Consider the following 26,721-nt stretch of genomic DNA (forward strand, 5'->3'; position numbering starts at 1 on the left):
TTTCGCACATCATTCGATGGTTTTATCTATTTTATTTACCTGCTATTATAAAATCGAATCAATTGACCTCTATTCTTAGAACCTGTTTTCTGAAATATATTGTTGAGATGCTTCTTTACCGTGCTGGCGCTGATGAATAACCTGTTAGCAATTTCTCCGTTACTAAGGCCTTCCGCAACCAGAGCTATAATTTCAGTCTCTCTTTTTGTCAGCACAATAACACCGCCTGCAAGTTCAGTAAACGACACATCATTTGAATTCACCAGCGACAATGTAACATGGGGTATGATAAGTTTGATTAATTCAATTTCTTCATTGGAGTAATCCCTCTTACCTTCACAGCGGTAAATGGTCAACAATCCAATATTTTTATTTTCATATGCAAATTCACAATTTAAAACATGTTTAAAACCATATTTTGCCACATATTGTAGGTAATATTGACTCTGCGCGTCAATAAAATTGGGAATCACATCAATATCTCTGTACACAAAGGATTTCCCCTCGCTGTGAATCCAAGATTTGTAGCTGATATTTTTGAATTGCATATCATATTCATAGATGAAATCTCTTTCAAAATCTGGGGAAAAATCGCTGACTATCACAGGGTTGTATAACTCAACCCCACCATTTTTCATTTTTTTTGATAAATCAAATACTGCAAAATCAAAATCTACAATATGTTTCAACTCATCCATGAAAACCTTTCGAATGTCTGTGGTTAACTTTTCGTTATTCACTTTATTTACAATATTGCTTAAATGCCTATGATGAATCACATTCTCCACCCACTTCCTTTAACTATCTATTATAATAAAGTGGCGAATTATTTTCAATGTGTAATCCCCCAAAGTTTTGCGTCTGCACATCAATGGGGATAAGGTCATTTTTCAGGTATCGTGCACCAAAAAAATGACCTTATATATTTCACAATTATGAAAGCCCAAATAAAACCCCTAAGAAATAGGCAATGGGCACGCAGATAATGGTTTTAAGAATAAAATTCACCAGAATATCTACCAAATTAACGCCCATTTTTGACTTTAACAAAACAACCACTTGTTCGCTGAAGCAGAAAACTTGATTAATAGAAACCACGCAGATTACAAAAATTGTCAATTGCGATGTAATGGTGGACGCAATGATATATGGTAGAATCAAATCAGAAATCCCGATAATAAGGGCTGGTGCGGCAGCTTGTGCCTCTGGCAAACCCAACAATGTCAGTAATGGAGCGATGGGCATGGCAATGATGTCAAAGGCGGGTGTATACGTGGCCAACACCAACACTGCAGTTGCAATGACAATAATAGATGGAAACACTTCGATGAAAATGCAAAACATGGAGGTACAAGCCTTTTTGAACATGGTGGCAATGGTGGGGCCATTCCCTGCCCGTGTGATGGCCAGATCAAACGTTTCTTTCCAACTTTGCTTTTTATTTTCTTCTGCCACAGAAATTGTATGATTTTTCTTTGATATAGTGGGGATACGGGCCAAGATAACGGTAGAAATTACCATAGCTACCAAAATTGTTATGACTAGCGCAGAGAAATATTGAATTTCAAGGCCTGCAATCCCTGTTGAATATACAAACATGGAGGGGAATGAAATGGTGGCGAAACACAGAGACATAGTAACGGCTTCTCTTTGCGTCAGTTGGTCATTTTCAAAAGATTTATCAATGAGTACCATGCCGGTGGTACCCACCCCCAGCCAGCTCACAATAGATAAAATAGCGCCAGAACCACGCACCTTGAACAATGGTTTGAAAATTGGTTGTAGTAACTTACCAATCAATTCCACTGCACCAAACTCCAACAAAAAGGAAATGAGCAACAAGGCAAAGAAAAAGAGGCAAATCAGCGATGGAATCAGTGCTTCCACAATCAGTCCACCAGTGTCAGCACTCAGCAATTCTTCTGGACCTACATTTAAGTACACCAAAATAGAAATTACAGCTGCAGCAATACGCATACAAATGGTAAATACTTTGGCTTCTAACAAACTTTTTAACAATGCATTACTCAGCTTCCCAGCACCCACTGTGCTATAAAACAGCGTGGCAATGGCAATGGCAATCATGGATACCACTGTAAACAAAATCAAATATTGACTAAAATAACCAATTATAATGTCTTTTAATAAGGCGACGCACATAGTAAGATCCCCTTGATATGTAAAGGGAACCATGTAATACAAAATACCAATCCCAGTAAAAACAACCAACTTTGAAATGTTTTTGATTCTATTCTCTTGTTTCATTTTTAATCCTCCTAAAATTTTTATACCCTTTATCTATAGCGAAACTTAGATGTAATCATGCCATTTTGCTTCCCAAAACAGCTCTGGTTGTTTGGTAAAAATCTCGAAGTTTTCCACATGGGCTTTCTCTAGCGTAATCCCTTGTGTCCGTTGTTGCAATTCATTTTTAGCCTGTTCAATGATAGACGTATCGTCAATTAAATCTACAGCTGTCAAAAACAGTACTTTGGATGCCCAAAGGGCACCTACATGACTTTCTTTCAAACCTGCGAAAGCGCTCATAATCCAATTGTGCAAGGGGACTTCTTCTGGTGCGGCCCAATTGATTCGCCCCAGTGGAATTTGCCAACTGATTTCGCCATCATCTTGGCCATAAATATCATAACCCTGATCAAAATAGCCGATGGTCTTGTCTAAGGTCATGGTTGGCTTTTTAGAAACAGTTTCACAGAATGTTTCCATGGTGCTTAATTCGGATTCTGTATATGCAGGTGCGCCCAAGCGCTGAATGTTTTTATCCAGAGCCTTCCCAATCACATCATTGGCTAAATATCCGTTGGATGAAGAGATATAGCCTTCTTTTAATGTGGTGCCTGTGAAATTGGCAAACGCTTTGGCAATTTCTACGATTTGTTTATAGTCGTTCTTTGCCTGTGCATAGTCCATATTACGAATGGTTAGCCAAAGTAAAGTTTGGTCTGGCACAATCGAAGACATCTTTCCTGCGTTGCGGTAAATATGATTGATTCTTGTGTTTTTAAAATAATGTGCATTCATTTTTTCAATGGTTTGCACTGTCAATTCTGCCGCATCCAATGCATTTTTGCTGCAGGGAGACCCAGCATGGTCAGAAAAACCATTGAATTGTAATTCACCATATACACAAGGAGAACACATTCTTGACAGAGCCCCATTTTGATAATCCACGTGAGAGGTTAACAAAATATCGATTCCTTCAAAACCGCCTCGTTCTTGGATTGCAATTTTACCATAAATAATTTCTTCAGCAGGGGTACCAATGACTGTAATTTTCGCCTTTTTACCGCTTTTTTCTAGATAGTTTTTCACCGCAATGGCTGCACCTACATTGGCTCCACCGATATGAGAGTGCATACATGCGTGTCCTGCTTCATTTCCCAATTCTTTTCTGCGAGCGCAGGCATCGTTGTCAAGACCAGCCATTGCGTCATACTCAGCCAGAATGCCAATGTTATAGGTGCCTTCTCCAAAAGTTGCCAAAAATGCAGTTGGCATATCGCAAAAGTTTTTCTTAACTGAAAATCCTTCTCTTTCCAACCAATCTGCAAGAATTGCTGAAGACTTATATTCTTTCATTGGTAATTCTGGATTTTCCCATAATTTTGCGATGATACTGGATATGTCGTCTCGTTTGCTTTCCCAAATATGATGAATTGTTTCCATATGACCCTCCTCAAATATAATTTCTCTACTATAAAATTAAACCAGATTGGCTTAGATTACTACGCACAAAAGAAGTATTTGCAAATAGAACTAAAGGTGTATATATCCAATATCATCCATCATATTTTTGCTACCTTAGCACACCACAATGACACAGCAAAAAACCGTTCCACTACAGACCTTGTGCGTTGTGGATTATAACTAATGTAAATTAAAATAAATAAAAGCACTAGATATACGGAAATTATCCGCAGATCTAGAGCTTTTTCGTAACTTATAACATCACTTGAATCCATGTGGGACGTATCCACGTCCCATTGGATTGGCTCCATGCCGATGGAGCGGATGGTGGAGATGACGGTGTTGTTGTACTCGCCGTAGGGGCAACGAATGAGGGTGGGGGTGACGCCGGTGATGGCGGCAATGCGGTCGTTGGCTGATTGGAGGTCAGCCAGCAGGACGGCCTCTGAGAGGTCATTGTAATGGGCATGGTCGTCAGAGTGACTCTGAATCTCATGCCCAGCATCAGCAAGCGCCTGCACCGACTCCGGATACTTCTCCGCCCAGTCACCTACCACGAAGAAGGTAGTTTTCACATCATAGGTGGCAAGAATGTCAATGAGCATCTGGGTATCCTCATTCCCCCAAGCTGATGTACGAGTGCGCTAATCCCTTATATACCAAGGGTTTGCGCACTTTTACTCTTTTCACTATCATACTACAGATAAGCTTAAAATGCAAGTTTTTACGCATATAAGAGGAATATAAGCTTACTTTTTGAGGGTAGTGTTTTGTGGTGTTGGATTGGTATTATTTGACATCACAAAATATTTTTGCCCCATCTTTTCAATTGCTGATTTTTGTGGTACACTAAAGGCGGTAGGTGATGTATATGACACAAACACCAGCTTTCGAAGAAAGTATGGCAAACTTAATTATGTCTGCAAATATGGAAGGCTTAGAAGTTTCCGAGACTATGCAGGCTATGTATGTATCCATTTTGGACGGCACCGCATCTTTGGCTGATTGCTTAGCGCAAATCAACGCTAAGTATCAAGAGGTTTGATATGGCCTATAGTATTGACGCCACCAGCCATGATTGCTATCCAGACTCCTCTGTTTTGGTGAATAAGCTTGGTATCCGCAATCAACAACAGCTCGATGAAACGGAGTTGTTTCTTGTTGGTGTGCAAACCTTGCAATTTGAAGCGAAGCCCTTAGAAGGGGCGTTAGATTTTAATTACTACAAACAAATTCATAAATTATTGTTTGAAGCGCTGTACGACTGGGCTGGCACTGTCCGCACCATTAACATGTCCAAACAGCATACGCAATTTTGCGAGTGCCAGAGTATTGATGAGTTGGGAATTTTGATGTTCGCACGTATTGCAAAAATGCACTATTTACAGGGACTTCCTCGTGATGAATTCATAACGGAGATTGTAGATTTTTATGCCAATTTAAATTATCTGCATCCATTTCGAGAAGGTAATGGTCGCTGTCAGCGATTGTATATACGGCAGTTAGCGCTACAGGCAGGATATTCCTTGGACTTTGCAAAAATAGACAGTGACCGCATGATGATTGCAACCATTCATGCCGCCAGCGGTGTGAGGGATACTTTACTACAAGTCTTTGATGAAATGATAAGCGAGTTGTAAATGGTTATTGCGGCCGCACTGGCACGGCTGTGCCATATCCAAAATAAACCCAAAAGGGCGGAGCTTTTAGCTCCGCCCTTTTATGCTGATGGTCTATGAAGAAGCATCCGTGTCTTGGCTACTAGTTTGGAGTTTCTGGCAGGAGGGGCTTTTTGCATGGCCGCATGCAAAGCGTCTCGATCTCCAATGAGAATGACTTTTTTCTTGGCTCTTGAAATGGCAGTATAGAGCAAGTTGCGTGTTAGCATGCTAGAAGCGCTAGGTGACACAGGGAAAAGAATGGTATCGTATTCGCTCCCTTGAGACTTGTGGACGGTCAGTGCGTAGGCTGGGAGTACATGGCGCAGGTGCCCTGTATGACGCCAGGTGGGTGTACGTCCATCGGGAAGGTGGATGGAAAAGATAGGGTAGAGACCCATCATATCATCTAAATGCAAAACACCTACATCCCCGTTACAGCAGTCTTGGGCACGGCTGTTTTTGGTGATGATAACTCGATCACCGTCACACAGTTGTGGGTGTTGGTATAAGGTAACGGAAGCTTTGTTCAAGGGAGGATTGACTTGGGGCGCAATGGCGGCATTGAGAGCCACCGCAGACAGAGCCCCTGCTTTGTTGTAGGGAGACAACACTTGGGTGGAGGCGCCATTTTGATAGGCCACCACGGCTTGGGTGCATAGCTTTGCAGAGATTTCATGCCTAGATGCTTGAATGAATTGAAAACTATCGTCTTCTTCCAACTGGTCAACGTGGGTCAGCTGGTGGAAGCGTTTGATGTTGGTGCGTAGCGCCGTTGCACCGCCCTCTTGGCGATGAATGGTTTCTAGGGTGACAGAGGGGAACCCCAAGGTTAACAGGTCAGAGAGTACGTTGCCAGCGCCAACACTGGGCAGTTGGTGGGGATCCCCGACCAGAACCACACGACAAAAGGAAGGGGCTCGTTCTAAAATCCAGAGGAGCATTTCCAAGGTCATCATGCTGGCCTCGTCAATCACCACCAAGGGAACATGATTCCATACCACAGGCACGTCTGCTTCGTCAGGGCGAATTCCCACTGCGCCATGAATCGTGCTGGCATAGCATCCAGTGCGGTCACGCAAGTTACGGGCGGCCTTGCCTGTTGGGGCGCATAACACTTGGCGTCCCTTTTCGGTGCATTGTTGGGAAATGGCTTGAATCAATGTGCTTTTCCCTGAGCCAGCAGGGCCTAATAAAATGGAAAGGCGATGGGAAAGTGCCAGCACAACGCCTGCACGTTGTTCGTCGGTGAGGATGGTGTCGCCAACTGCAAGGGTGGTGGGCAAATCGGTCTGTGGAAGGGTGTTGTCTGGTAAAATGGTTGCCAATCGCTCTGCCACAGTGTTTTCGCAAATGAGAAGGCGGTTTTTATATAAGCGTCTCCCTTCTATCTGTAAAAATCCCTGTTGGAGCATCCACCGCAAATCCTCTCGGAATTCCACTGGATGCAGATATGGGTGTTCTTGTAGGCATTGTTGCAGCAACGCATCTTCAAATGTATAGGTGTCGCCACCCAGTGCAATGTCATCCATGGCTTTGCCGATGTATTTTCCTCTGGCTTCACGGTGTAGCTTTAGCGTAATGTTATCTCTATTATACATGGGTGTTCCCCTCTTTCTCTGTGTTCATGGAATCTAGTAACAGCCCCAACTCGGCGGAGAATCGATAGGTGATTTCTACCCGATTGTCCTCGAAAATGCGGATAACCTCTATGGTTTGGGCTACAGTGGCTCTGTCTAGTTGGGTGAGACAACCGTGCTGGAGCAGGGCGTCCACCCACGGGGCATCCAGTGGGTTTTCTTGGGTTGCCACATGGGCCAGTTGCCCTAGTTGTTGGTTGAGGGATTCTTCTTGCTGGTTGTACTCTTGCTGATAGCGTTTGAAATCCTCACGGGTGATGAGATTGTCTTGATAGTCCTCGTAGGCCGCTTTTTTCAAGCGGAGAACCCGATCCAAAGCGGCTTCTAGCCGTTTGTTGCCAGAGTCTTGCTGTGGACTGGCTGGCTTGCGGTTTTCCTCAGCCAGTTGCTTTAAGTCACCCACCGATGCGATAATCTGGTTCAAATCAGATAGAATCAGCTCCTCCAAATCTGTATGGGGGATATAGTGTTTGGTGCAAATGTCCTTGCCATAGCGACGATAGGAACCGCAGGTGTAATGGGTGCGACCACTCCAAGTGGCCTTGGCCATGGCTCGTCCACAATCGCCACAGCGCAAAAACCCTGCGAAGATACCCACGTTGTGCTTGAAATCAGTGGCTTTGGTATGGCTTCGTATTTGGGCTTGCACTGTGTTCCATAAAGCTTGGGAGATGATGGGCTCATGGGTGTTTGGCACCACAGTCCATTGTTCACGGTCGTTTGCTTTGGCCTTGGCATGCATGGTTGGACGGATAGAGCGACCTTGCACCATGTTACCCAAGTACATTTCATTGTCTAAGATGCGGTGGATGGTGGCGTAGGTCCAATAATGGGTGGTGTCTAGCCGTTTGCCGTTGTGGTATCGCTCCCCCATCAAGCGCTTATACTGGCTGGGGCAGGGGACGCCTTCTTCGTTGAGAACAAGGGCAATGCGAATCTGACCCATACCATTGGCAGCCATCTCATAAATCCGCTGTACCACTTGGGATGCCACAGGGTCAACAATCAATTTGTTGCGGTGCTGGGGGTCTTTTAAGTATCCATAACTGGCAAAGGCGCCTACAAATTCACCACGGCGTTGCTTCACGGCGAAGGCACTGCGGACCTTTCCAGAGATGTCTTTGGCATACTGGGTGTTGAATACGTTTTTTAGGGGCAGAAGCATATCGTAAGGCCCAGAGAGGCTGTCCACCCCATCATTGATGGCAATGAAGCGCACGCCATGGGAGGGGAAGTAGCGTTCCAAATAGTGACCCATATCGATGTAGTCACGGCCGAACCGAGACAGGTCTTTGCAAATGACACAGTCGATGTCTCCGTGTTCAATGTCGCCCAACATCTTTTGGAAACTGGGACGATTGAAGTTGGTGCCAGTGTAGCCATCATCGGGGTAGTAATCCACCAATTGAAATTCTGGATGGTGGGAACAGTAGTCTTCAATGAGCCGTTGTTGGCTGAGGATGCTATCGCTTTCTAAGCGGTCGCCATCTTCACGGGAGAGGCGGGCATAGCCCGCCACCCGTAGTTGCTTGTTCTGATTCATGGCCACCTCACTGATGAAGCTGTAGCAAGGTTGCTATCAGCTCTTTGGCAGTGCGATCGCCAACGAAGCATCGCTCGATGGTGTACGTTGTCTTTGTCATAAGGCTGTCCCTCCAAATCCGTAAGTCTCCAATAGAATATGAGGGAGAATGGGAGAAAATACCTCCTGCGTGGCGTGAATGTTTAGCAATTGTAGTGAATCGTGGTTGTACATAGTGTGCCTCCAATCTGTTTTGAGCAACAGAAAACACCGTGCAGGATAAATCCCTACACGGTGCATAGAAGCAACTTCCCCTTGTTTTCCATAGACTACCCCCTTGTATTTTGGGGAGAAGTTAGGTATACTAAAACAAGGTGCAGACAAAGTCTGTTGTGTAGGTGGTTGAATCACCTGTGCAGGTATGGTGGGGCGGCAACCCCGCCATACTGCCGTTTTTTCTGTTTTATGGATATAGTATAACATGTGTGCATACACATATCAAGGGGAATTACCACCAAAAAAGAGGCATGCTTTTCGTGAAATATGTGCAATCACACATTATGGACAAGTGGAGCTCCTTTTGTTATACTATTGTAGATTAGAAGTAGAGATGAAGAAGGGGTATCAATATGGCACAAACAGAGGCACAATTAAAAGCATCGAAGAAATATCATACAAAGTTGGATAATATCAGTTTCCGTGTGCCCAAGGGGCAAAAGGAACAACTGCAAGAACATGCCCAGGCTATGGGTGAATCGCTGAATGGGTTTTTGAGCCGTGCCGTTGCTGAGACGATGGAGCGAGATACACCGCCTAAATAAGCAAATTAAGCATTTATTTCTATTTTATTATAAAGGGTCTTTAAGCGGAAGTGACCATTAAAAAACGGTTAAAATCCTTGCTGGGTAAGGGTTTTGGATTTTTTGATTTTTTGTACGGAATAAAACGGAACAAAGTGGAATAAAACAGATATTGCTATATAATTGTAATGTGGTATAATTGTATCGTGAATAATTGCGAATGGGCCTCGAAGCGAAAGCTTCGGGGCTTTTTTTACGCCCATTTTTAAGGAGGGATAGCGATGCAAGAAGATGAAAATGAAGAATTGGATGTGCCAGTTGTGAAAAAAAGAAACCCAGCGACGGAAGTGGATTTTCACGGTTTGCGCATTTTTGTGGTGCCACTGTATGGCGAAAACAAGCTACAGATCTCATACCGAGAGGAAAGAAAGGCGTCTGCAAAAAAGAAATCGGCAGTAAAAAAGAAGGGAGATGCACTTAAAAATGAAAATAAAAGGTTGCTCCAGAGGCAATATCGGGTACCTGATGGCGTGACGCTCACCCCAGAGGAGCCGTTGTCGGAAGCTATGGTTTTTGAAACACTGGAAAAGGTCATGCCCAAGTTCTTTTTACCTAAGTTCTTTAAAAAGCACCCAAAACTTAGAACGGACGAGCTGAAACTGCATTTGATTGGGCGCTATAGTCTAATCCAGCTTACGGATTATTGGAAGTGGAGTTTGGCACGGCAAAAGGAGCTGACCAAGGCGCTGGAAGCCCTATTGGAGCTGTGGGGGGAACTGCCACTGAAAGAGGTGAGCCCAGAGTTATGTGGGCCAATTTTGGTGAAGGTGGAAGTGAGATTGGCCAAGGATATTGTGACGGTTTTGCGGCATTTATTTGGATTTATAGCACCTTCGGCAGACAATTGTTTCCGTTGGAAGCGGTATCAGCTGGGGCGTAAAACCAAGTATTCACATGGCCTGGCGATTCAAAAACGATTGCTAAACCAGCCTTTTACATATGGTGAAATTGGAAAAATTTTAAAGCTTTGCGAAGAAAATGCCGCAACTGACAGCCGATATTTGGTGGCCATGACCATGCTTCTCTGTGGTCTCACCGTGGAAGAAGCCTGTGGATTGCCTCCGTCAGCTCTGCGGACGGTAGAAGAAGCGAAAGCGTTGAAGATTAGCCAAATTGTATCTGAGGAAGGGGAACGTGTGAAGGGGGAGAAGCACTTTAGAAAGCAGCGGCATCACGTAAAGTTGCTACAGCAACAACCTCAATTGCGAGTGTTGGGAATTAGTGATTATTTGTACGAGTGGTGGCAAAAGTGGAAGCGGAAAAATAAAGAGGCCAACCGTATGGAACTTTTGCTACAAAACGAAAAAAATCAAGACAGGGTGATGCACCCCAAGGTATATGAAAAATGGCTTAATGATACGTTTTCGCCCCTCGTGAAAAAGCTCTCTGTGGTGCTAGACGAAGAAGACGTGGAGGCATCCCAGTCTATGGGGCAACGATTTGGGAGAACGGCATATTTTCTGATAGAGCAGGAGGCCGTAGGCTGCCCTGAATTGGTGCGATATTATTTCGGCCTAAATCCAAGCGATACCATGGCGATAAATTATGTAGGCTTTGATGCCCCGAAATATTTGGAAAAAATGGGAAGCTTTCAAACAAAGGTGTTGAAAACGGTAGAAGAATCAATAAATTTATAAACAACTAAACAATATAGAAAAGGCATAGCTGAAATTGAAAGAATTTCATCTATGCCTTTTTTTATGTCAAAAAAGGAGGATTTATGGGAAAACTAAAGGAAAATCCAATCCAATGGCTACCTGATGTTGGAAAGAAGGATAGCGACTGCACTATTTTGGAATTATGGAGTAGATATCATAACGACATCGCAGACTTTAGGGGATTCGATAAGAAAGAACAGACGATTTCTAATTATACAGGACAGCTGAAAGTGATTGAGGCGTCCTTGAAGCAGCAACCCGCACTGGTACTGAATGGGTTTGATGTGTGGGAAGTGGCGGTATCGGTGCGTTTTCAGGGGTCAGGAAAGCCTTATCAAGTTAGCACGCTGAGCAAGCGGCTTACAATCATGACTGATATTTTTGAATTCGTCGAAGCGTTTGGGATTGGTATCAACCCCATCGCAAAGGCGCCCTGGAAGCTAATGGATAGAGAGGTGAGTTTCGAGTTAGACGCTGAGGATATTCAAGGAGAATTGGTGAAAAAAGCAGGAAATCGTATTCTGCCTCGATATCTTTTTTTAAAGCAAGAACAGCGACTGATGACTAAGATTTTTGAGAATGTTGAAAAAGACGGGAAGTGGCTGGGACTGGCATTGTTACTGTGGTGCGGTGTTCGTCCAGCAGAGTGTCGTGGGTTGCGTTTTTCGGATCTGCATCACTTTGCAGATTATCCCGATCGTCGTTGGTTGACTGTCGTCACCAGTGCCGATGAAAATGGCAATTCTAAAAAGCGTGTTAAGACTCAGAATTCGGTGAGATTGATACCAGTGCACCTTGAGTTGGAAGACGTGCTGAAACGGCGGCAGTTGTTTATGGAAGCCACTGGAGTAGAAGACGTTAAAAAAATGCCTTTAGTTTGTCAGGGAAATGAGTTTGAAACCCCGTGTTCTGCTTGGAGCTTTGCAAAGTTTGTAAAAGATGAGGTCTCACAAGTGTTCAGTGAAGCGTTTTTGGAAAATGCGGCGGTGGCAAACTATATCGATATGGACTTGAGTGCGAAAAAAGCAAAGTTGACCTCCAAATATAGCACTGAGGCTGCCAATGCGGATATGGAACTCTCTGCACGGATGTTCAGACGGAATTTCGCCACCAAAAATGGCGCCACGAGCCAAAGCGAAAGCGATGTCCATTTCTCCATGGGTCACGATGACGACAGCCAAAAGTTCCCCTATTCAGAAAATCTACTCTATAAACGGTGCCTGAAAATGGACGAACGCGTGATTTTGCAAGAGCTGCATTGGAAGGAGGAAGAAAGCGGGGAGGAAGTGGAGGAAGCGTTTGAGGAGGGCTCTTGTTAACCCAGTGCTCGTGATAAAAGCCATCTGTTGCAATGTGATACTGCAACAGATGGCTTTGGCATATGAAATAAAACTACAGGGAGCATTACGATAGGCCGAATTGGTTCAGTGTTTGCATTTCTTCATCGGTAAAACTGTCATCAGTCCAAGGGTCTTCTACGAATATTTCACCATGGGCGTCTAATTCCTTTTTTATAAAGTCATAGCTTCTGCGATGAGAGAGAATTTGAATATATCCCTCACTCTTATCTTGTTTTGCTAGGCGCATAGTGCCCTCACAAGTGAACTCGCCCAGTAAATCACATAACTCATCTTGCGTATATTGGGTTGAAAGCCAGGCGTCAAGATTAGACATATCGATAGTATAGCCGGTTTCTATGTTTCGAAGGAACTGTGCGACAGCGTCAGAAAAAAGCTCAAATGAAGCAGTGACTTCGGAGGTTGCCTCTAACTCTTCCATAAACCAATCCTCGAAATTGGTGCTTGCCAAAATGTAATACATATATATTGATCCTTGTCGATAGAATAGTGGCATTCCAATTGCCAGGAAAGGAGATTGTTGTAAAACCAATAGGCTGCTAGATAACTTGTGCACTGGGATAAAGTCAGATGAGGACGGTTCGTGATCAACCGAACTTCTCCCAGCAAAGATCGCGTATTTGATTGAACTTTTCAATATCGTTGTGGTACAAGTCCATAGCAATCTCTTGCGTTTTTGATGTGCCAGAAAAAGCAGTGCCACGATTGGTTATGCTATATTTAATCCGATCCATTTGCATAAAGAGACCATTGATGTTTCGATAAGTGGGGCTGGTAGGGATATTGAGAATTTCGGCGCGATGTATTAGCATGTTTGAATAGGGAATCAATGTAACCTCTAGTTCTTTACGAGTATACATAGGATTTTTATAATATAAATCGATTAGAACAACCCACTCTTCAATGTCCCAAGATGCATTGTTGCTGTGTGAGGAACTTTCTTCTTGAGAGATATCGGAGCCTGCAATATTAGGTGGATTCTCGGGGGTTTGCATGATTTCGGTGAGTGCTTGGTAGCATTGCTGCATTTGATTAGAGTCTAATCTTTGGAATCTAAACACGACAAATTCGACCTCGGCTTTGTGGATTTCGGCAGAGACCTGTTTCAGTTTGAGTTGATAGGATGCTTTCGTTTCCGCTGAAAGATAGTTAGGCAACACTTCGGTAGAATCGACCCATTTCATCATTTCGGAGCGAGTGGTAGGAATGCTATCTAAGTATCGATTACACCATTGTTTATCCTTTGTGTTTAGTTCTGTTTCGATACTTGCAATGACACTTTTCAGGATAGACATTACATCAAAGTCATAGTCGGCAGATTCAAACAATGCAAGATATTTTTGCTTGGAAATTTCAAATAAATCACGGTCTGCACGACACTCTACAATATCGTTGGTGGCGTCTAAGAAACTCTGCAATGCAGATTCTAATGCTTTATAATCGGCCAAGTCAGTTTCTTCGATACCTAATTGACAGACGCTTTGGATGCTAGATATCAAGGATTTTACGGCATCTAGGTTCTCGATGGCATATAGATCATCCCAAATATCATTCATCTGCTGTTTGATGTTTTTGATAAGGGCTTGGATTGTGTCTAATCGATCAATCAGACGGGAGGATAAGCGGTCGGCCTCTTCGCCTAATGTTTTTGAATGTTTTGAAAGACCACCTAATAATAATTCGCACTCATGTTGGCGATGGAGCAGAGTGGTATATGGCGTTTTATTGGAACATTCTTCGCGGTTTAAGAATGTCTTACAATTGCTTAAAAGAGTTTGCCGTTCAAGAAGTGCTTCTTTGTTTTCTAGTTCTATGCGACATTTTGCTTCAGCTTGTTCGCTTTCAGCTGTATAGTTCAAGTCTGTTAGAATGCTTTGTAAACGTCGCATGTGTTTGCGATAATCGCTTATTTTTTCGACGCTAGAACACCGTTGCTCAGCAATCCAAGCAGATAAAAGAGGATTGATTATCTTGCTGATCTTCAAACGATATGCTTGAATTTCTTGCTTGAAACAATCTGTGATTGTATAGGTTGAACCAGCGAAACAACTGTGCAAGGTAGGACTGTTAAATGATTGCAATGCAATCAACCCAGAATAAATATCATGATGGGCTAATAGTTGATCATATTTTAGCAAGATGGTTTCCATAGTGCCGTCCCATCTCTCTTTTATACGGCGCCCTTCCATTAATTTTTGTTCGCTGAGTTGATTTTGAGCGCGCAATTCGGAAGGAAGATTTTCTACCTTGAGCAAAGCGTCCAGTTCGTCTTTAAGGGTGGGGACCTGCATCACATCTTGATTGCTTTCAATGCGATTAAATAGATGGATGAATTGTTCGGCAACAGCGCCTGCATTTATGCGCTTAATTGACGTTTTATAATGGACCCTAGAAACCAAACCAGCACTCGAAAAATTATCGTGAACGTGATACAATATCAAAAACGATAAACGAGAGGAGAACATATCATGCCACGAAGCAGTTACAGCGCCGAATATAAGGCCAAGATCGTCCTAGAAGTCCTCCAGGGTGAGAAGGAATTAAACGTTATCGCTGCCGAGCAGGGGGTTAATCCCAACATGATTCGCAACTGGAAGAAGGAATTTATATCCAATGCCAGTCAGGTTTTCGATGAGAAAAAGCAGGTCAAAGAAGCACATCGGAAGGAGGTTGCCCTGAAAAAAGAGAAGGAGCAGATGCTCCGCACCATCGGCCAATTGACACTGGAGCGAGACTTTATTCAGGGTGCCTTTCGGGACTGCGGCATCCCCGTCCCCAAGTTCCCTCAGGACTGACGCAGACCTGTCCATCCGCCGTCAATGTGAGCTGCTGGGTCTGCCCCGAGGGCAGGTCTACTACCAGCCTGTGGAGGTCGACCAGGAGGCCAAGCGCTGGCGGGAGCACATCATGGCACGCATCGACTACTGGCACACCCAAATGCCCTACATCGGCTCTCGAAAGCTGGTGACCAAGCTGGCCACCGACCAGATTTTTGTGGGTCGCAAGCTGGTTAGGCGACTGATGTGCGAGATGGGAATTCATGCTCTCTATCCCAAGGCAAATCTCTCAAAACGCAACTTTAAAGAGTCTATCGTACCATATTTGCTGAGAAATAAGGTTGTCTCGTTCCCGAATCAAGTGTGGTCAATCGACATCACTTACATCAAAATGCACCACGGGCACATGTATTTGACGGCGATTATCGACTGGTATAGCCGTCTGATTGTGGGCTGGAGTCTGTCCGATACGCTGGACACAGATAACGTCATCGCCGCTGTCCAGCGCGCAATTTCTAGCCACGGCACCCCCGCTTTTCTCAATTCTGACCAAGGATGTCAGTTCACAAGCTCCCAATATAAGGGGTTTTTGAAGGCAAATCACATTGTCCAAAGCATGGATGGTAAGTCCCGTTGGGCGGATAATATCATGATTGAGCGGTGGTTCCGTAGCCTGAAAACCGAGGAAATTTACCTCAACGAGTATCAAAATCCTAGGGTATTGCGCCGTGGAATTGGAAATTATATCAAGCAGTACAACACCTTCAGACCCCATCAAGCACTGGGAAATCAGACTCCAGAGGCCGTGTATGGGGCAGCCTTCACAACGCCAACCAACCACCTTGACAGTCTGGCACAGGCTGGTTGAGGACTGGTGGCGACGGGAGGTCGTGGGTTGTAGGCGGAGGCCGTTCCCCTCGCCTTTCCCATTGTACCAGCCTGACCCAGTCGGTCAAGGCAACCCTTCGGGCGGCTACCCTGGAGGTAACCACAACCAGGCTTGGCTCAGGAAGCAAAATAGGTTGTTGTGTTCACGATAAATTTTGAGGAAGTGGTCTTGACAGGGGGACCATTATATTTTTAGCAATAGAGGGAGATTGATTTTGGAATCATCAATGACTTTTTCTTTCCAGCTTTGTACGCTATATGTCTCGTTATTTAAGGTCATGCGGAGACAATAACTTAAATTAGCCAGCACAACGCTCAGCATATAGACAACCCCGTAATCATTCATGCCATACGGAGGTTTGGTGAGTTGGTCATAAATGCTTTGGCAGCTAGCAAGAGAGTCTTCTTGGAGTTCCTGTGTGATGAAATCATATATTTTTGCAGCGGAACTTTGCTGAGGTGGGCATATTTGATAATTGGAATTGATACACTTCCAAGAATAAGTCCCATTGGCAAAAAGTGTGGCATCTAGGCGATTGCGAATATCAGCAGGGAAAGAGTGAATCATATTATCGCTCAAAGAGCCTGAGAGAAGAAGGCGTGTGATAGAGCAATAGGCTTTTCGGGCACGGCTTGGTTGCTTGCTATCGAAGCCGTCAAAATCAAAAGAAATAGCATTTGGATATACAGATTCAAATACAGAGGTTAAACTGATAGCCAGACGGTTTTCTAAAGGGGCGATTGCATCTGGCTTTATGCATAAGCGCTGTTTTCGAAGTGTATCAAATGCACTTCGAATGTTATATTCGGATTGACTGAGAGCATCTTCATAATGTCTGCCATACTTTTTCCGATCATTTTCCGCTACAGTATTTAAGGCAGAATAATCCCATAATGCGCTTTTGAGCTTGTCCTCGGTATCATTTAGCAACATTAGTATAATAGGGGTGTTTTCTAATTTTTGAGATAGTGCTTGTACGGCAGATAGAATATGCGTATCGGTATCCCTGTTTACATACAGCCAAATGAGTTTGCCTTTGATTTTGTCTGGAGAGACAGCTGCGTGCCATGTAGCGATGCATGCATCTAAGAAACCGGTGGATAAATCGCCAATGGCAAATACATCTTGTTCAAATTGCCATTCATTTGTTTTGATTTTTTTGATATTTGCAAAATTGGTAGATTGGGGCGTCAATACACCAGCCATTTCACGGATAGAGGATTCCTCTAATATTGAAGGACTAAATATTGTGCCTGCGCGTATTCTGCGGAAAAATGTGCGGAAATCATGTGCCCCGCTGGAGTCTTCTAAGAAGTCAAAACAACCTACGTGCTCATCAAAACCAAGAACAGCATATTCATTTTCCAACCAAATGAGCTCAGCATCGATTTCCTGTGTTGAAAGGCCGGAACAAATAGAAAGAGCAGATTTTGCATCCTGATAGTCATTGGTGCGGAAACGCAAAATACGCAGGGCGAGGTTGGCGCGCAAAACCTTACTGGAGTTGAGAGAGAGTTTATCCCCGAGTTTTCGGAAGATATTATTTAAGCGGATGCAATGCTGGCTAAGTTGGCGGCCTTCTTCTTCTGCGGAAAGCATTTCAGTATATAAATCGCCAGCAAGCAATTCTTCTGGATATACAAGAGGAATTGGATGGGTGGAATCAATAGGGGTCTGGGATAAAGTTTCAATATATCGACTCAGAAGGGTGAGGGAAGACCGATTTTGCAAATAATCTGAAAGCTGGGTCAGCATATAGGTAGAAACGGGGTGCAAGGGATAAATGCCTTCTACTGCAACACGACGAAATAGTTTATATGACTTCCAGGTTCCCTGCACAGGTAGCCAACGTCCCATTTGCTGGAACAAAGATTGCCACAGATCCTCTTTATCATCGAGGCGAGGCTTTATTGTAGAGGAGAAATCATTGCTTCGTTGAATTAAGTTTGCAAAGACGGTTTCAAGGTTGGAAGATAAATAATACTTTTCACTGGCATCATATCGCCCAATATATCGGCTGATTGTGCTTGTTTGATCCACTCGTTGCAGATAGGTTTTGATGTCGGATTGGATGAAATTGACGACATGAATAGCCCCTTCAGCGTTTTGAGTGGATTCGAAAATTTGTTGCAAAGCGGAGTCGCCAGATTGTGCACTCGTGGCGGTAGAAGCGTATTCCAAATAACGGCCAAATTCATCAAAAATAATAAAAATATGGTTGAATGGGCCGCTTATACCGCAATATTCTGTTAATAATGTGTCTAGCACTGCAGAGGCAGATACCCCTTCATCCCAACGGATTTCATTGCCATTTATATGCTGGTACACAGCATTGATGATGAGGAAAGCTGCGTCGTCTTCCCCGAGATGGTGCTTGATTTTTGCGATTAATTCAGCACCTTTTTCCTGATAGCCATAAGAAGGTGCATATGTTTCAAAAAGAGAAAGTTGAGATTCAGCATTGATCTCAAAAAAGCGGAATGCGGTTTCTAAGGCGCGATTTAGTTTCTTGAGATTTTCGTCAGAGCAACCATATAGCTTTAAAGATCTTTGGGCAGCTTTCAACAGCTCATAGTGCAAGTTGAAATCTTTCATGCCGTTGATGGTTAAAACAAGATTGGGTTTGCGTGTAGCTGCGGCAATGGCGGTGGCTTTCTCTTTGTCAATAGCAGAGATATTACGTATGATTTTCTGGTATGTTTTGGGAAGATAATCAGAGCCAGATAGCAATTGAGATAAGGTAACTGCCAAATGAGATTTACCCGTACCATAACCAGCGATTGCTAAAGTAAGTGGATTTTGCAGTTGCTCATCATCTGTCTTGCTAACGATATCGTGAACAAATTGGATGGTGTCTGTCAGTTTTTGTGTGCCGTTTTCGTCACTTACACCGAAGTATTCACTTCCGTGGAAAACGAAGTTTTCTGCTACAAGGGCGGCACGGGTTGGTTGTGTAAACCAATCAATTTGTACTGCGCCTTCAAAGAATATATCTTTGCGAAAGGTTACGATATCTCCAAATCTCATCATGGTTCTCCTAACATAATAAAGAGTACAAATGCGGAATCATATCATTGGCAGTGTGCATTTTTAAGATTGTAAATGGTGCTAGTTGACGATTAAATCGCAAAATACCCTTTTCGGCAAGAAGCTCAAGAAGTTGGTAAAGAGTTTCGTCACTCCAGCCAAAGGTTTCAGCTATTTTCAATGCAGGTAGTTCGGCGGCGGTAATTTCTGCTTGGGCAGGGAAGGTCTGTTCCCATTCGTAAAAAAGAGCATACGCATATACGTAGAGTGCTTCCTCATCCAACATTGCTTTTGAAAGACGTATGGATTTAGAGTCCTGTGTTAACAACTGTAGTGGGGCAAACATATCTGAGTAAGAGCTAAAAAAGGGGCCTGTTTTAACTGGGGTAGTAGATAGTTTATCCAATTCATCTTGCAAGGCAATTGCAGAAACACCGTTGGGGTATTTAGGCAAGATTTGCTTAAATAGATGAGCCCATAAAGTTGCTCCGCCGAAAGATGACGCCAAGTGGGCATGGCAGAGTAATAAGGTAACAACCTCTTGCATGCCAGGGTCTTGCAATTGGATTTCTTGCCCCAAAGGGGTAAGCATCAAATGATGCTTACCCTCTTTTTTTGTGTCTTCCAGGATGCCCATATAAACGGCATAAGAAATGTGGGGCGCCACTTTTCCACTGCTTTTACCGGTGGGGATTCCAGTGCGATTTGATATTTCTTCTTTGTTCAGCGGCATATCAAGGGCACAGATGGAAAAGAGCCTGGAAATAAAATCTTTTGTAGGAGGGAATGTCTGGTGGAAATTCAAGTTTTTCAAATTACTCATGGCTGCGCTCCTGGAATGATGTGATGTTAGTTACAGTTGGAGAACTTTGGCCGAAAGAGCCATCCATGCGGACTCGATCGCCAGAGATAATGCATTGCCCTTTTTGTAGCGATTTTAGTTGGTTGACCCATTGTCCGCCATTGGGGGCAGTGGGGTCAATTTGCTTTGCAATTTTCGACATTTCCTCATCGATTGGCTTGAAGTAGAGGGAGTACTGTGCTTGTCGCAAATTGACAATTTCTGTATCAGAGAGTGACTTTAGGGATTGTGTTGCAAACCATGCAGACCAGCCAAATTTCCGCCCTTCTCGTAAAATGATTTCAGCGGGAGAACCTTTTTTCATAGATAGGTTTTGTGCTTCATCAAGAACAACTACAAAAGGTGTGTTTTTGTTGCCGTTTTTCTTGAAATAGTGCCAAGCATCCCAAAGAACCATTTCTGTGATGGCGACTTGAATTTCGCGCACAAAATTGGTCAATTGGAAAATCATAACTTTCCCATCAGCGTGGATGATGGTATCCCAATCAAATTGGGCGTTAGGTTCAAAGGCAACACTATCAACGAATGGTGCCATTTTAGATAATACGGTTTTTGCGGCATTATTGGAACTTTCTTGAAGTTCTTCACGGAAATATTCCATGCTCATGGTATCGCCGTGTTTTTCTATACCTGTACGGCATGCTTCATATATAGCAGAGAACTGCTGTTCCTTGAAGTCATACACATGGGAGAAAATATTTGCAATGCGCAGGGCTACATCAGAAATTTTTTCGAGGAAGCGCTTCCCTGAAAATTCAATTTCTTGACGGCGGAATGGGTTGACAGGAATACCTTCGTAATAAATGAAGGTTTCATCTATTTTTCCATCTAGGGACGAGACGAATTCAGGTTCTAGTTGATCTGTACGGAAGCCTTCGGTATAGTCAAAAATCACAGAAGAGACCCCGTGTTGGGATAGTCCCTGCAACATTGTTTGGATGCTATAGGTTTTACCTTGTCCAGACGTACCAGTTACCAGAAGGTGTCGGTTTGCTAGTTGAGGGTGCCCAAAATCCCAATAGACGTTTTTTCCTTGTCGATCTTTACCGATTAAGACACGGATGTCCTGGAGGGGAGTGGTATTGGCTTGTTCAGATGAATCGGGAGCATCTGGCGCTTGGGTTTCATCAGAATCAATGCTGGGGAGTGCTGTAGTGCTGGAGAATGACGCTGGAGGAGTCGTTATGGGAGCGTAATCTTCCGTGGGTGGCGTGGGGGTAACTGCGATGGGCTCTGGAAGTTGCTGAGCGGCAGGAGGTTCTACGGAAGGTGCTATGACGGCTGGGGCGGAGAGAGGCACTGCTTGTGCGACTACAGGCTCATCAGCAAGCACCATAGGGGTTTCTTCTACCAAGGGGGCGAATGTGATGTCAGCGGGATCATCGCCCAAAAGTAAGCGTTGTATCATTTTTTGAGGAACTTCTTGCATTTCAATGAAAGGAGATTGAGAAACTGTTGAATTGATGGAGTCATCCCCTGGCATATCAATCCAATAGGCAGATACCTTGCCTTGCCAGTCGATGGTGAATTGCCCATCTAAAATCCCCCGCAATTGAGCCGCGAGTTGAGAATAAGCATCTGTGTTAGAGCCAAATGTAATGTGAGAGAATGTGAGTGCGCGATACAACTGGGCATACCAATAGCGACGGCGGATGGATTTAGAATTGGGATTGAATATCTCTGATAAATGAGCGATGCCATTTTCTACTTGTTCACGGGCTTTTTCTTTATGAGTGTTTGCAGTGGAAGAAAGAGCAATCTTGCACTCTATTATGGTGGCATCTAAATGCACAATCCCATCGTTGCCGATATTAGCTGTGATCATGAGGAAGTCAGGCCGTGATTCGGTTTTCAATTCATCATCAAAAGCGCTTTTGCTAAACCAGTGTTGATAGGAGTCTAAATGGACGATAATACGGAGCCCATCAGATACAGCTTCTTGCTTAGAGCGTATCGTGGTTAGAATATACGCCATAAATTCATGCATATTCTCGTCGTTTGGATTGATAGCATTGAACAAACTGATACCATCAAGTGTGCTAGCAGCATCTAAACAAATGTCGGCGGCACGAGCTGTTTTTTCCAAATCCCAATGGAATAAAGTTTGGAAGCGAGCACGTAAACGTGTTTTTACAGATTCGATGATGGAGTTGCGTGCTGTAATAGTCAGATTATATTGACCGTGCGGCCCTTTGCCTGTGCTAAAACCGATGACTGCATAATTGCTTGATTGCGCACTGCCATCGCGGAGCAAGGCACCATCCATGCCACCATCTACACAAACAATCCAATTAGATTGCTTGTGTAGCTCCCAAATCATTTGTTGACGTTCATTGTCAATAGAAATGGTTTTTGTTACAAAGGCAGGGTGATAAGCATGTTGTTCGTAAGTATTACGGTAATATATGACTTGACTGTGTATTGTTGCGGCATGGAATTGAGGCTGTGTGATTTCGATTTTGCGACGTACACTGTTTGCAGAAACGGGTGCAGGTTTGACAATAATCGGGAAGCGGCAGTCGCTAATAGAAAGATGGTTTGATTCTTTCGCTTGGGCGAAGTTTAAATCCTCTTGTTTGAGAATGTCCATAAGAAAAACAATGTCCAAATTGGAGGGGCACAAGGATTGTAGCTCTTGAATACTGGAATATTCGTTCAAAAAGATTTTAACTGTGACACTTTCATCTTGGCTAAAGAACGTGTTCACCCAGAAAGCGAGATAGTTCCGGCCACCTTTGTTTTCTGGAGTTACAAGGATGTGCAGTGCAATCTGTATGATTTCATGAGCAGAAGAGCGTTTTTTTACATCCTCTACATGCTTGTAAATAGCGGCAATTACAGGTTGCAAGTCGCTTGGATTTATAATGGCAATAGAAAGATTGTTTAAGTTGTTGGGGAATGCCTTTTGATATGTTTTCAGCACATCATACAGCATAATGGCCGCAGCATTCATTTGTTTAAATGCACCATCTTTGAAGTTATCATCAAAAACAGCATCTTTTTGCAAAATAGCTTGCATCCACTTTGCTTGGTCATCGTGATATTGGCCACAGATGCAATAATTTGCAAATGCCTTTGTTGCTCCATAATATTGGCTGTCATTGAGAGGGAAAATATCAATGCCTTCTTGAATTTCGGAAAGTTGCTCCAATTGCTCGATTGCGGTACAAGTTTGTTCAAAGGAAGGAGATGGTCTAACTGCTTCGTTTTTTTGGTGCCATTCACAGCAACCATCTAGAATAAATGTGGTTTGATCGGTTATTTTTTGTAGAACTGCTGGGTGGAATGGAGGCGCTATACACCCTGTTGGCAATTGTCCGGTTAGCAATGAACGTTTGTCGGGCTCGATAATGAAGGCGTGGATAAAGAAGTCGAGCACCCATTCTAAATGGTCGGAAATTGGGTGATTGATGATTGCTTCCCCGAGAGATGTGTAGCAATCTATCAGAGAAATTATTTTAGATTCATTGCTTACAGAGCGCAACAAATCGGAGTAAAACCCGTTGTCGTATATGCTCTTGCAAAATGCCAGGAAGGCAGTTCCTAGCTCTTGATATTTTAGAATCCACATCATGGAATCATTATCTTGGAAGTGGGTTTGGCTGTGATTGCAGATATCAAAGTCAAATTCAATAGTGGTTTGTTCAAGGGCGTCGAGGAACTCTTCTTCGCATTTAGCATGCATCAAAGAATGGAACCCGCTAGAGGTGCAGAGTGGTAAAAAAGTGGAAATGTGCGATTCATCCCATTGTTCAAACATTTGGCATATGGGCTCAAACGCAATTAACCAAGCCGCTTGATTGGAAAAACTCCATTCAAACCGCTCAAAAGTTTCAGAGCTAGCGCCTTGGAAAAATGATTGGACCGTAAAAATGATTTTGTTCAGCTTTTTAGAAGGTTTAGCTGTGGTTACAACGCCGAGTTCTACTTGGTTTAATGCACCTTTGGGGCTGAAGACGTTGGCAGAAATGAGCTGCAAAGAGATGCTTTGCTCGTCAATTGTTAAGTCGCTATTTCCAATGAAGTCAATTACACCGCCAGCGAAATGGCAAATGCGTTGCCAAGCGTGTGCGAGCTGTGGATTGCGATCTTCGTTGGATGCAGGATCTACGGCGTCTACGAGTTCTGCAGATTCTACAGTGATACGTAACTCGTCTACATTAGAATTTTTTGATTTTTGCAAAGCAAAGAATACCGCTTGAGAGAAAACAGTTAAAGGTGCTCCGTAAACCTTTTGGTTGGAGGTTTTGGTTGTAGTTCTGCCTTTTTCCAGTTTTATATCCAAAACGGCTTGTGTGATGCTGAAATCTACAAAAAGTAAATCCTCTTGATGCTTTGCAATTTGCGTACCCATGAGAAATTCTTGCAATGTAAGTATATAGCTATCGAAAGAATTGATTTTTTGTGTTGCCCAGCCAGACCAAGTGGGGCCATACTTCATTTCTTGCGTTTTATATGTGCTTATTTTGCTACAATAGTTATTATACTGAGTTTTAGGGATGTTGCGGAATAAATCTCTAGATATAAAGCTATGGTTTGTTTGGAGGATATTTCTGCGGCTTTTAGACGTGATTGTAGAGGCTGAGGGTAAGGTGTCTACTTGTTTGCATAGCCCCCATTTGGGCAAATCTTCGTAGAAGTGAGCAATGTAAGAGTCGATGCCATCTATGGGACCCCAATTATCGGCGATATTGCTGAGTTTGCAAATATTTACAGGAGTAAATGCAAACAGACTAGTCCAAAGTTTGTTGATGCAATCTGTTTCCGTATCTGACCAGTCGCCTTGTAAGGCGGTGAATAGTCTGTGGAATTGGGGGCCTAAAGCGGCTTCTAATTTTGCGGGATCAATAAAGAAACAATCTTTCAAACTCCCTTGGTCATCCACAGCTTCCGTTCCCATGAGGACAATGAGTTGAGCGTCCTCTTGGGGGAGGTTTCGGTAATGGGTTAAGCTAGTGTGTGTGGCCACCCAATTATTTTGGGCCATAGATAGGAGTGCAGGCTGGTCTGCATGATGGGATTGTTGAAATAGCTTGTATTTTTCGTCAGAGAGCTGCGTTTCTAAAGCGAGATTGTTGTCATATGCTTGGTGCAATGCTTTGCAAACTCGTTCATAAATTCGGATATCTTCAAATCCGTTTATACGAATGCGGAGTTGTCCATCTGGTGTAGGTTGCTGCTGGTGAACTTCGGCTAGAATTGCATTGATTATATAATTCATGGCAGTGAAACCTCCCGATAGGGATTCTCGACGATGGATGTGGCGTCAGACAAATCACGTAAGAACCCTGTAGCTTTTAGAAATTGCTGGAATGCATCTTTGTTATGATGGAAGCTGTTGATGAGTTCGGGGTCTAAAGAATCAGTTTTTATGGTTTTCTTATATTCGTTTGGCCCAATTACAAGATGGAAATGGGCATACAGTTCCTCTAGGAACATGTTCAAATCCATTTTTTGTCCTGGTTTGATAATAGAGAGCACTAAAAAGCGCAAGATATCTTCTGACAGAGAGAATCGCTCGTTAGCTCCGTTAGAAGGAATGATGCATAGAAGCTCTTTGCCTTTGCCTTTGAAAATATCGCAGGAATCTTTTTTGGCGTCTGAACAAAGACTGTATCTTTTATCAGGCGTTGCGGCGCTATTTAAAAGATTGTTATGTGTGTTGATTGTATCTGTTATTTGGTCATACACTTGTGCAAAGTTTTGTGTGGCAATTTTTTTAATTGTGTCATTGCCCTTTGTTGCGCGCATGTCGATGATCCAGGGAATCACAGGTGCGTTAAGGGATTCTGCTGTGCGTTCAGAAATCATTCGCATGATTTGGAACATCATGCCTTTTGCCAGTAAATCCACGCGTTTTACTGGGTGCAATTCATTGGATAAAAAATTGAGGAGTTCATCAACAGCTGATGTTCCTGATGAAATATATGCGCCATTGGGGATGCAACCTATGTGCATGCGTTTAACCATCTTGGAGCTATCAAAGTTGTTGTTTTCTTCCCATGTTGTTTGCACCCAATTTGCAATGGAAGACAGTTGCTGGCTCTTGCTGCACAATAAGTGGGTCAATAAGGATTCTAGTTGTTGCCTTTTTGAACTGTCATGCTCTAAAATTTGTAGCAAATGGAGGTAATACATTTCACCGCCTCGTGCTAAAAAGTCATGGTGAGTAAGGTCAAATGATGTGTCGAAATCAACAAGACTCTTTTCGCCAGACTCCATGGCTTTAACAACTTTTTTGCGTTCAACTTCATTTGGCAGTTGTTCACAGCAAATCATTTCTGGACAGAGCGGTAACAGTCCTTGGGCGCACCAAGAACGCTTTTTCAAGACAGCGGCATAGCCATAAAACAAGTCTTGTAATGCCAGGAGGAAAGTTTCTTTTTCAGTTTCGGTTGTAGCTTCAATTTTCTCATAAAGCATGGCCTTTAAATTTTGATAGGCATTATAATCCTCTGGCAGTCTGCCGCTTTTCTTGGCTTTTTCAAGAAAAACAAAGCGGCGAAATGCAACGCGTGGTTCAACATAATAATATGTAGGGTCGGAAGTATGAAAGGAGAACTTTTCGTGCTGGTTCTCATCTTTAGCAGAGGCAAAGATGAGTAAAAACTCGATTAAATACTCATAAATGGTTTGGTCATGATAAAAACGGTTGCCGAAAATGTGAATGGCAGGATTTTCGGTGGGGAAAGAGCTGCCTTTGGTTACTTTTGCCTTGGGGAAGCTACCTGACGCAGGATACTTTACTATGTTCATTTTCAT

Annotated in this window: 18 protein-coding genes and 1 pseudogene; 7 read left to right on the forward strand and 12 right to left on the reverse strand. The window is 43.4% G+C overall.

The window, feature by feature from the left end:
* Window positions 1–35: 35 nt before the first annotated feature.
* The 4 genes and pseudogenes from RFF05_RS12605 to RFF05_RS12620 form a co-directional block, all read right to left on the reverse strand.
* On the reverse strand, window positions 36–698 hold the full coding sequence (locus RFF05_RS12605) for a LuxR C-terminal-related transcriptional regulator (protein ID WP_409967420.1): 663 nt from the start codon (window positions 696–698) through the stop codon (window positions 36–38).
* Window positions 699–933: 235 nt separating this feature from the next.
* Window positions 934–2,265, reverse strand: a complete 1,332-nt coding sequence (locus RFF05_RS12610; protein ID WP_409967421.1) for a YjiH family protein — start codon at window positions 2,263–2,265, stop codon at window positions 934–936.
* Between the two features lie 45 nt (window positions 2,266–2,310).
* On the reverse strand, window positions 2,311–3,687 hold the full coding sequence (locus RFF05_RS12615; protein ID WP_409967422.1) for an amidohydrolase: 1,377 nt from the start codon (window positions 3,685–3,687) through the stop codon (window positions 2,311–2,313).
* A 119-nt stretch (window positions 3,688–3,806) separates the two neighbouring features.
* Window positions 3,807–4,316: pseudogene (locus RFF05_RS12620) on the reverse strand (polysaccharide deacetylase family protein); the annotation flags it as partial.
* A 263-nt stretch (window positions 4,317–4,579) separates the two neighbouring features.
* Here RFF05_RS12620 and RFF05_RS12625 point away from each other — a divergent pair.
* Window positions 4,580–4,753 (forward strand): hypothetical protein, encoded by a 174-nt coding sequence (locus RFF05_RS12625; protein ID WP_409967423.1) that lies wholly within the window; start codon window positions 4,580–4,582, stop codon window positions 4,751–4,753.
* A 1-nt stretch (window position 4,754) separates the two neighbouring features.
* Complete coding sequence (locus tag RFF05_RS12630) at window positions 4,755–5,348, forward strand: Fic/DOC family protein (protein WP_409967424.1); 594 nt, start codon at window positions 4,755–4,757, stop codon at window positions 5,346–5,348.
* Between the two features lie 80 nt (window positions 5,349–5,428).
* On the opposite strand, the gene RFF05_RS12635 is transcribed toward RFF05_RS12630, so the two are convergent.
* On the reverse strand, window positions 5,429–6,967 hold the full coding sequence (locus tag RFF05_RS12635) for an ATP-dependent RecD-like DNA helicase (protein WP_409967425.1): 1,539 nt from the start codon (window positions 6,965–6,967) through the stop codon (window positions 5,429–5,431).
* Window positions 6,960–8,549 (reverse strand): recombinase family protein, encoded by a 1,590-nt coding sequence (locus RFF05_RS12640; RefSeq protein ID WP_409967426.1) that lies wholly within the window; start codon window positions 8,547–8,549, stop codon window positions 6,960–6,962. Before RFF05_RS12640 ends, RFF05_RS12635 begins: the two co-directional genes overlap by 8 nt.
* A 608-nt stretch (window positions 8,550–9,157) precedes the next feature.
* Here RFF05_RS12640 and RFF05_RS12645 point away from each other — a divergent pair.
* The 3 genes from RFF05_RS12645 to RFF05_RS12655 all read left to right on the forward strand — a co-directional run bounded on the left by RFF05_RS12645 (window position 9,158) and on the right by RFF05_RS12655 (window position 12,365).
* Window positions 9,158–9,349 carry a hypothetical protein gene (locus RFF05_RS12645; RefSeq protein WP_409967427.1) on the forward strand — a complete coding sequence of 64 codons (192 nt, stop codon included), beginning with the start codon at window positions 9,158–9,160 and terminating at the stop codon, window positions 9,347–9,349.
* Window positions 9,350–9,609: 260 nt separating this feature from the next.
* Window positions 9,610–11,025, forward strand: a complete 1,416-nt coding sequence (locus RFF05_RS12650) for a hypothetical protein (protein WP_409967428.1) — start codon at window positions 9,610–9,612, stop codon at window positions 11,023–11,025.
* Window positions 11,026–11,108: 83 nt separating this feature from the next.
* On the forward strand, window positions 11,109–12,365 hold the full coding sequence (locus tag RFF05_RS12655) for a hypothetical protein (RefSeq protein WP_409967429.1): 1,257 nt from the start codon (window positions 11,109–11,111) through the stop codon (window positions 12,363–12,365).
* 85 nt (window positions 12,366–12,450) lie between these two features.
* Here RFF05_RS12655 and RFF05_RS12660 read toward each other — a convergent pair whose 3' ends face one another.
* Both RFF05_RS12660 and RFF05_RS12665 read right to left on the reverse strand, forming a co-directional pair.
* Entirely contained in the window at window positions 12,451–12,825 is a 375-nt protein-coding gene (locus RFF05_RS12660; protein WP_409967430.1) for a hypothetical protein, read from the reverse strand.
* Between the two features lie 166 nt (window positions 12,826–12,991).
* A complete protein-coding gene (locus tag RFF05_RS12665; protein ID WP_409967431.1) occupies window positions 12,992–14,869 on the reverse strand; it encodes a hypothetical protein in 1,878 nt (625 codons plus the stop codon).
* Between the two features lie 3 nt (window positions 14,870–14,872).
* On the opposite strand from RFF05_RS12665, the gene RFF05_RS12670 reads away from it, so the two are divergent.
* Both RFF05_RS12670 and RFF05_RS12675 read left to right on the forward strand, forming a co-directional pair.
* On the forward strand, window positions 14,873–15,199 hold the full coding sequence (locus RFF05_RS12670; RefSeq protein WP_409967432.1) for a transposase: 327 nt from the start codon (window positions 14,873–14,875) through the stop codon (window positions 15,197–15,199).
* Entirely contained in the window at window positions 15,150–16,049 is a 900-nt protein-coding gene (locus RFF05_RS12675) for an IS3 family transposase (protein WP_409967433.1), read from the forward strand. The genes RFF05_RS12670 and RFF05_RS12675 overlap by 50 nt, the downstream gene beginning before the upstream one ends.
* 204 nt (window positions 16,050–16,253) lie before the next feature.
* Here the strand turns inward: RFF05_RS12675 and RFF05_RS12680 are convergent, their stop codons facing one another.
* From RFF05_RS12680 to RFF05_RS12695, 4 genes are read right to left on the reverse strand one after another with little or no spacing between them, the layout of a single operon-like run.
* Window positions 16,254–19,097 (reverse strand): hypothetical protein, encoded by a 2,844-nt coding sequence (locus RFF05_RS12680; RefSeq protein WP_409967434.1) that lies wholly within the window; start codon window positions 19,095–19,097, stop codon window positions 16,254–16,256.
* 10 nt (window positions 19,098–19,107) lie between these two features.
* Complete coding sequence (locus RFF05_RS12685; RefSeq protein ID WP_409967435.1) at window positions 19,108–19,920, reverse strand: hypothetical protein; 813 nt, start codon at window positions 19,918–19,920, stop codon at window positions 19,108–19,110.
* Window positions 19,913–25,180: a helicase HerA-like domain-containing protein gene (locus RFF05_RS12690; protein ID WP_409967436.1), complete on the reverse strand. Its 5,268-nt coding sequence runs from the start codon at window positions 25,178–25,180 to the stop codon at window positions 19,913–19,915. Before RFF05_RS12690 ends, RFF05_RS12685 begins: the two co-directional genes overlap by 8 nt.
* Window positions 25,177–26,721 carry a hypothetical protein gene (locus RFF05_RS12695; protein ID WP_409967437.1) on the reverse strand — a complete coding sequence of 515 codons (1,545 nt, stop codon included), beginning with the start codon at window positions 26,719–26,721 and terminating at the stop codon, window positions 25,177–25,179. Before RFF05_RS12695 ends, RFF05_RS12690 begins: the two co-directional genes overlap by 4 nt.

The sequence above is a fragment of the Bengtsoniella intestinalis genome, from assembly GCF_039719005.1.
Classification (GTDB): Bacteria; Bacillota; Clostridia; order Oscillospirales; family Oscillospiraceae; genus Oscillibacter; species Oscillibacter intestinalis.